Source organism: Marinobacter alkalisoli (assembly GCF_045449855.1).
In the GTDB taxonomy this organism is placed as follows: Bacteria; Pseudomonadota; Gammaproteobacteria; order Pseudomonadales; family Oleiphilaceae; genus Marinobacter.
The window spans coordinates 1-7,298 of record NZ_JBJJLC010000002.1 but is presented as its reverse complement, the minus strand read 5'-3'; the positions used below and the strand labels follow the sequence as shown (position 1 = coordinate 7,298).

5 protein-coding genes are annotated in these 7,298 nt (G+C 60.1%); all 5 read right to left on the bottom strand.

Annotated elements, in window-relative coordinates; translation table 11 throughout:
- Positions 1-63 precede the first annotated feature (63 nt).
- The 5 genes from ACJO5Y_RS00075 to ACJO5Y_RS00055 all read right to left on the bottom strand — a co-directional run bounded on the left by ACJO5Y_RS00075 (position 64) and on the right by ACJO5Y_RS00055 (position 7,142).
- Entirely contained in the window at positions 64-1,893 is a 1,830-nt protein-coding gene (locus ACJO5Y_RS00075) for a long-chain-acyl-CoA synthetase (protein WP_406984134.1), read from the bottom strand.
- Between the two features lie 70 nt (positions 1,894-1,963).
- Positions 1,964-2,791 carry an SDR family oxidoreductase gene (locus ACJO5Y_RS00070; RefSeq protein ID WP_406984132.1) on the bottom strand — a complete coding sequence of 276 codons (828 nt, stop codon included), beginning with the start codon at positions 2,789-2,791 and terminating at the stop codon, positions 1,964-1,966.
- The gene (locus tag ACJO5Y_RS00065; protein ID WP_406984130.1) at positions 2,788-4,770 is read right to left on the bottom strand and encodes an acetyl/propionyl/methylcrotonyl-CoA carboxylase subunit alpha; all 1,983 of its coding nucleotides are present in this window, start codon (positions 4,768-4,770) and stop codon (positions 2,788-2,790) included. Before ACJO5Y_RS00065 ends, ACJO5Y_RS00070 begins: the two co-directional genes overlap by 4 nt.
- A 154-nt stretch (positions 4,771-4,924) precedes the next feature.
- Positions 4,925-5,746, bottom strand: a complete 822-nt coding sequence (locus ACJO5Y_RS00060; RefSeq protein ID WP_406984129.1) for an enoyl-CoA hydratase/isomerase family protein — start codon at positions 5,744-5,746, stop codon at positions 4,925-4,927.
- Between the two features lie 235 nt (positions 5,747-5,981).
- The gene (locus ACJO5Y_RS00055) at positions 5,982-7,142 is read right to left on the bottom strand and encodes an acyl-CoA dehydrogenase family protein (RefSeq protein WP_406984127.1); all 1,161 of its coding nucleotides are present in this window, start codon (positions 7,140-7,142) and stop codon (positions 5,982-5,984) included.
- Between the last annotated feature and the right edge of the window lie 156 nt (positions 7,143-7,298).

Sequence of the window (7,298 nt, the reverse complement as noted above, 5' to 3'; positions counted from 1 at the left end):
CCCACCAGCGCAGTCCCCCCAGAAAAAACAGGCTAGGGCCCAAAGAAGCAGGCCCCTCCAAAGTCAGAAACTAACCTTCCCTGCATCAATCTCAGAAACCAGCTTCTCATCAAGCCGCGTATACCCATCCGTACGAGGCAGCCAGGCATAAACCTCCTCGCCAGGTTTGCCGAGGGAATAGCCGGCTTTCTGGATATCCACCTTGCGGTACTTGAAGGTACCGGTTTTCTCGATGGCGTGGGTCACGCGCACGAATACCGGAATCGCGTAAGCGGGCAGGTTTTCCTTAAGGTAAGCGAACAGCTTGTTGATATCGAACTCACTGCCGTTGGTCTGGGGAACCAGGGTCACCATACCGGCCTTACCGTTGGTTTTGGGGATCTCCACGCCGTAGACGATGGCTTCTTCTACCATGCCGGAGCCGTCGAGGATGTTCTCCACCTCCGTGGTGGATACGTTCTCGCCCTTCCAACGGAAGGTGTCCCCCATGCGGTCTACAAACTGCAGGTGGCCACAGCCAATTTCCTTCAGAACGTCGCCGGTGTTGAACCAGGCATCGCCTTTCTTGAACGCATCGCGGAGGATGGATTTTTCCGTGGCTTCTTTCTGGGTGTAACCCTCGAACGACCACTTCTTGGTAATCTCGCCGATCAGCAGGCCAGGTTCGCCCTTGCGAACCTCCTTCATGTAACCCTTCTCGTTGCGGATCGGGTCGCGGGTGCCTTCGTGGAATTTCACCAGTTTGTACGGGGCGGTGGAGAAGCCCACGGTGTTGTCCATGTTGAAGAAGTTGGAGAAGCCGATGTTGCCTTCGCTGGAGGCATAAAGTTCCGCCACGGTTTCGATGCCGAAGCGTTCCTTGAACTCCTTCCAGATTGATGGGCGCAGACCGTTGCCGATCATTTTAGTCAGGTTATGGTTGCGGTCTTGCTTGCTGGCCGGCTGGTTCAGCAGGTAGCGGCAGAGCTCGCCGACATAGCCGAAGGTGGTGGCGTTGTAACGGCGCACATCGTCCCAGAAGGCGCTGGCGGAGAACTTGCGGCGCAGGGCGATGGAAGAGCCGCCGGCCAGTACGGAGCCCCAGCACACCAGCAATGCGGTGCCGTGATACAGCGGCAGGGTGCAGTAGAGAACATCGTCCGGTTCCATGGCCAGGGACATCAGGCCGAAGCCGCCGTAGGCTTTCACGAATTTTCGGTGGCTACCGGGAGCGGCCTTGGGCAGACCGGTGGTGCCGGAGGTAAACAGGTAAATTGCCGTGTCACCCATTTTCGGCGGGTTGCTCAGCACCGGATTGGTACCGCCGTGGGCGCTCACTTTCTCCGCCATGTTGACGTAGCCTTCCGGGGCGTCGCCGAATATGTTCAGGGTGTTGGTGTCGGCCAGGAACAGGAACGGCGTACGATGCCGGGTTAGCAGGTCTGCCTTTACGGCGTCGAACGATTCCACCAACTCTTCGCCGACCACCACCATGCGCGGCTTGATCAGGTTCACGCTGTGTTCCAGCACCTTGCCTTTCTGGGAGGTGTTGAGCATGGCACAGGACACGCCGATCTTGGCGGCACCGGCCACCACGGCGAGGAGTTCCGGACGGTTTTCCAGGAACACGGCGATGGACTCCCCCTTGACCAGTCCCTGGGCCAGCAGGAAGTTGGCGATGCGGTTCGCCCAGGCGTTGAGTTCGGACCAAGTGACGCCGCGATCTTCATAGGCGATGGCGGGGCGGGACGGGTATTTTTCCGCGTTCCGCTCCAACAGGGTGCCGAGGGTCAGTTCTTTGTTTTCGTTCTTGACCGAGTAGTAATAGTAGCCCTTGGCGATGGAAGGGAAGCGGCGGACAATGCCGGGAATGCTGCGGACGATGTCACGGGCTGAAACGTTGTCTTGACTCATGGTGTTATCCGTAAGGGTTTTGAGTTGTCATTTTGTCATTCATGCCCCGGGACACCATTCGCCGCCGGGGCTAATCCAGGAACAGGTCCGGTAGCAGCGGCTTGTCACCTGCGGCGTATCGGTACTGTTCGAAATCGGTTACGCCATCGCCCCTGAGGACGTCTTCGTCGATCAGCGCCTGGCCGGTCACGCTGGTGCCCGGGCGGTTCAGAATGCTGACCGCGGCATCGGCCATGATCTCTGGCTTGCGGCCCTGCGCCATCATCTCGGGTCCACCCACTTCATATTCGATGGCCGCCGTGGCAATCAGGGTTTTGGGCCACAGACAGTTGACGGCAATGTCGTAACGGTTGAATTCCTCTGCCATCCCCATGCTGAGCATGGTCATGGCGTACTTTGTTGTCGTGTAGGGTCCGTACTGGGCGAACCACTTGGTGTCCATATTCAATGGCGGCGACAGGCTCAGAATATGAGCGTTGTCCGATGCCTTCAGCCAGGGCAATGCCGCCTGGCTGCAGACGAACACCGCGCGGGCGTTGACCTGATGCATCAGGTCGTAGCGGCTGGCCTTGAGGTTTTCCACGCCGGTCAGCCGAATGGCGCCGGCGTTGTTCACCAGCACATCAATGCCGCCAAAATGTTCGCCGGCCTCATCCACACGCTGGCGTACCAGTTGCTCGTCGCGGACATCCAGCACCAGCGGTAGCGCCTGCCCTCCGGCGGCGCGAATTTCCTCCGCCACACTGTGAATGGTGCCAGGTAGTTTTGGGTGCGGTGTGTCGGACTTGGCCCCGATCACGACGTTCGCACCCTGTCTGGCGCAGGCCAGGGCAATGGCCCTGCCGATGCCCCGGCTACCACCGGTGATAAAAACCGTTCGGTTGTTCAGGCTGTTCATGCGCTGGCCTCCTGTTCTGTCGCCTCGCCAGCGCTAATGTTTACCAGCAGCTGGCTACGCTTGACCTGGTCGCCGTTGCTGACAAGCACCTCGCCGACCACACCATCCCGATCCGCCTTGACCGGATGTTCCATCTTCATGGCTTCCAGTATAACCAGAGTTTCGCCCTGCTGGACGGTCTGGCCTGGCGTTACCAGCACATCAATGATGGCGCCATCCATGGAAGCCTGGACCTTGCCGCTGCCGACGCCGTTGGCGCCCGCCGCAGGCTGGTGGGTAACGTCCCGCACCGACCAGGCTTGCCCGAACGCCTGTAAATATAGGGAATCCCCCTCGCGGTGATATTGGCAACGGTGACGTACGCCATTGTCGATGATGCATAACAGGCCATCGCCGAGGCTTTCCAGGACGAGTTGGTAATGACTGTCGCCATGCCTGACAGACACTGTGTTTCCGGCTTTTCGCACCAGAAGCTCGACGGTTTCCTCGCCAGTGTCCAGCTTCATCGGTGTCATGGTGGCGGGTGCATTGCTCCAGGTGCTCTGGCCCGAAATGCCATGGTCGAGGACGCAGGCGGCCAGGGCGAGTTCGCGGATACCCGGGGAATAGGGCGCCAGTGACGGATCATCGCGGAAGGCCTGTTGCAGGAAGGCGGTGGTGGCTTCTCCCGCTCCGAAGCTCTCGTTGGCGATGATGCGGCTGAGGAAGTAGCGGTTGGTGGTGACCCCGAACACAGTGGTGTCTTCCAGGGCACGAATCAGCCGGCGGCGTGCTTCGTCGCGGTTTTGGCCCCAGGCGATCACTTTGGCCAGCATGGGGTCGTAGTGGGGCGTGATGGTTTCGCCGGAGCGCACCCCGGTGTCGAAACGCAGGCCTTCTCCCTCGGCGGGTTCGAAGGCATACAGTGGCCCGGTTTGCGGGGTGAAATCGTGGGCGGGATCTTCCGCGTACAGTCGCACTTCGATGGCGTGGCCATTGAGCCGGATTTCCTCCTGCTGCAGGGGCAGGGGCTGACCTTCGGCCACGGCCAGCTGCCAGGCCACCAGGTCCTGTCCGGTGATGAGTTCGGTGACCGGGTGTTCCACTTGCAGGCGGGTGTTCATTTCCAGGAAATAGAAGTTACGATCCTTGTCGACCAGGAATTCGACGGTGCCGGCGCCTTCGTAGCCGCAGGCGAGGGCGGCCTTTACCGCGGCTTCACCCATGGCCTGGCGCAGTTCCGGGGTGACGAACGGTGAGGGGGCTTCTTCCACGACTTTCTGGTGGCGACGTTGCACGGAGCAGTCCCGTTCGCCGAGGTAGACGGCGTTGCCGTGGCGGTCGGCGAAGACCTGGATTTCCACGTGGCGGGGTTCGATGACGGCTTTTTCGAGGATCAGTTCGTCATCGCCGAAGGCCTGTTTGGCTTCGGAACGGGCGCGCTTGATGTTGTCCGTCAGTTCTGCTTCTTCTTGTACCAGACGCATGCCCCGGCCACCGCCGCCGGCGGAGGCTTTGATCATCAGCGGGTAGCCGATGTCGGCCGCGGCACCGATGAGTTCGTCATCGCTGGCGGTGTTACCTTCGACAGGGCCTTCGTATCCGGGGACGACGGGCACACCGGCTTCCTGCATGGCGATTTTGGAGCGCCGTTTGCTGCCCATGAGTTCGATGGCGTCTGCCGGCGGCCCAACAAAGATCAGGCCGGCGTCTTTGCAGGCGTTAGCGAAGCCGGCGTTCTCGGAGAGGAAGCCGTAGCCGGGGTGGATGCAGTCGGCGCCGGTTTTCCTGGCGGCTTCGAGGATGGCGTCGACATTCAGGTAAGACGCGCTAACTTGGGCGGCACCAACGCACACGGCTTCATCGGCCTCATGTACGTGAAGGGCGCGGGCGTCGGCTTCGGAATAGATGGCTACGGTCCGGTATCCCAGGGCTTTGGCGGTGCGGATGACCCGGACGGCAATTTCGCCTCGGTTGGCTATTAGGAGCTTCTTCAACATGGTGCTTGTCTCTTGTGATGGTGCCTGTCCGCACCTATGCCGGGGGAGTGCCTCCAGAAAACCGCTACGAGCACATCCATGTGCGCTTCTCTCAGGCCATCCCTGGCCTTCGAAATTTTCTGGAGGCACTCCCCCGGCACAGGTGCTCCCGCGATCATTCGGCGTCGCCTGCCCATTTCGGAGGGCGTTTTTGCATAAAGGCCATTGTTCCTTCAGCGCCCTCATCGCCACGAATGGCTGCGGCAAATTTCTCTGCGGCGCTGTCCAGCAACCCGCTCATGGATTCGTGGCCAACACGGTGGAGCAACGCCTTCGTTTCTGCCGTTGCCTTTGGTGCGCAGTGACGAACGCGCTCGAGTGCCTGACCGAGTAATTCGTCGATCAGCTCCTCCGAAGCAGCAACCTGGTGCACAATGCCGAGGGTGCAGGCTTCGTCTGCGCTGATTCTCAGGCCGAGCAATGCCAACCGGCGGGCCTGGGTCAGGCCGATTCGTTCGACTACGAACGGTGCAATCTGTGCGGGGATAACGCCGAGGGAGGTTTCCGGCATACCGAATTTGGCGGTCGGCCCGGCGATGGCTAAGTCTGATACGCAGGCCAGGCCGAACCCGCCGCCCATAACCGCACCCTCGGTGATGGCGATCACGACCTTTGAGGATTCGTTCACCTGCTGGATCATCTGGCCGAACGCCCGGTTGAGGCGGTAGAACGGGTCGGCTTCGCCGTCGTCGGCCTTTTGTCCACGGGCGCCGGCCATGTCTTTGATGTCACCGCCGGCGCAGAAGTGGCCGCCGGCTCCCCGGATGACCACGGCGCGGATGCTGAGGTCGGTTTCGATTTGTGCGAATACCGCCGACAGTTCTGCCACCATTTGCAGGCTCATGGCGTTGCGCACGTCCGGGCGGTTGATGGTGACGTGCAGGGTGGGGCCCTGTTGTTCCAGAAGTAGTGTTTCGCAGTGTGGTAGCTGGCTCATATTAAGACTCCACGTCTATAGTCTGGGGCCGGCAGCGCGGTATCACTGTCCAGGACCGTTGAGGGCCAGGGATGGCCCGAATCGAGCCCTACAGGGGTGAGGCCGAGCGCTTATGAAGCACAGCTTCATGCGACAGCCGAACGCCTGCAATCTGTGATTGCAGGCTGGACCCCGGAGGGGTACTTGTGGGCGTGTCCTGGACAGTGATACCGCGCTGCCGGTCTTGCACCAAATGTCAGTCCCGGCGCTTGCCCGGCAGGGTTCCCATCATCTTGCATATAATGCCCAGCATGATTTCGTCAGCGCCGCCGCCGATGGACGCCAGGCGAACATCCCGGTAGGCGCGGGACAGGGGGTTGTCCCACATGTAACCCATGCCGCCCCAGTACTGCAGGCAACTGTCGGTTACCTCGCGGCCCAGACGGCCAGCCTTGAGCTTGGCCATGGAAGCCAGGCGCGTCGCGTCTTTGCCGTTGATGTGGAGTTCGCAGGCTTCATAGGTGAGGGCGCGCAAGGCCTCGATCTCGGTTTGCAGCTCGGCAAAGCGGAAATGGATCACCTGATTGTCGATCAGCGGCTGGCCAAAGGTCTCGCGCTCGCGGCAGTATTCGATACTCTTCTCGATGCAGCCTTCCAGGGCCAGAATCATGTTGGCGGAGGCCCACATACGTTCTTCCTGGAATTGCATCATCTGCATCATAAAGCCGGTGCCTTCTGCGCCAATGCGGTTGCGTTGTGGCACTCGTACATCGTCAAAGAACACTTGGGCGGTTTCCGAAGAACGCATGCCCAGCTTGTTAAGGTGACTGCTGAAGCTGATGCCAGGAGTGTTCATTGGCACCACAATCAGGGATTTGTTCTTGTGGGGTTTGTCGTCGGATGTGTTGGCCAGCAGGCAGATAAAGTCAGCCTTGGGCGAGTTGGTGATCCACATCTTGGAGCCATTAATGATGTAGTCATCACCGTCTTTCTTTGCGGTGGTTTTCATCCCCGCCACGTCAGAGCCGGCACCAACCTCGCTGACGCCGATACAGCCCACCATGTCACCTGAGATGGCCGGGGCCAGGAATTCCCGTTTCAATTCATCGGAACCGAAGCGAGCTATGGCGGGGGTACACATATCGGTCTGCACCCCAATGGACAGCGGCACGCCACCGCAGAGGGCGCGACCAAATTCTTCCGCCGCTACCAGGTTGTAGCTGTAATCCAGCCCCATGCCGCCGTACTCTTCCGGCTTGTGGATACCCAGCAGGCCGAGGTTACCCAGCTTCTTGAAGACCTCGTGGATGGGGTATTCACCTGCTTCTTCCCATTCGTCGATGTGAGGATTGAGCTCTTTCTCGACGAAATCGCGGACGGTTTTCCTCAGGGCCTTGTGTTCGGGTGTGAATTTCATGTTTTTGTTCTCCTACTGACTAGAGAGTTCGTGCCTTCGTTGGATTGGTGCACGTTTGTTAGCTTGGGTGGCGGCTGTGGGGGACCGATTCCAGAAAACCGCTACGAGCACATCCCTGTGCGCTTCGCTCCGGCCATCCATGGCCTCCGAGATTTT

What these genes read in the sequence shown, in the direction of transcription:
- ACJO5Y_RS00075 (WP_406984134.1), bottom strand. Translation starts at nt 1,893, where the DNA reads ATGAGTCAAGACAACGTTTCAGCCCGTGACATCGTCCGCAGCATTCCC.
- ACJO5Y_RS00070 (WP_406984132.1), bottom strand. Translation starts at nt 2,791, where the DNA reads ATGAACAGCCTGAACAACCGAACGGTTTTTATCACCGGTGGTAGCCGG.
- ACJO5Y_RS00065 (WP_406984130.1), bottom strand. Translation starts at nt 4,770, where the DNA reads ATGTTGAAGAAGCTCCTAATAGCCAACCGAGGCGAAATTGCCGTCCGG.
- ACJO5Y_RS00060 (WP_406984129.1), bottom strand. Translation starts at nt 5,746, where the DNA reads ATGAGCCAGCTACCACACTGCGAAACACTACTTCTGGAACAACAGGGC.
- ACJO5Y_RS00055 (WP_406984127.1), bottom strand. Translation starts at nt 7,142, where the DNA reads ATGAAATTCACACCCGAACACAAGGCCCTGAGGAAAACCGTCCGCGAT.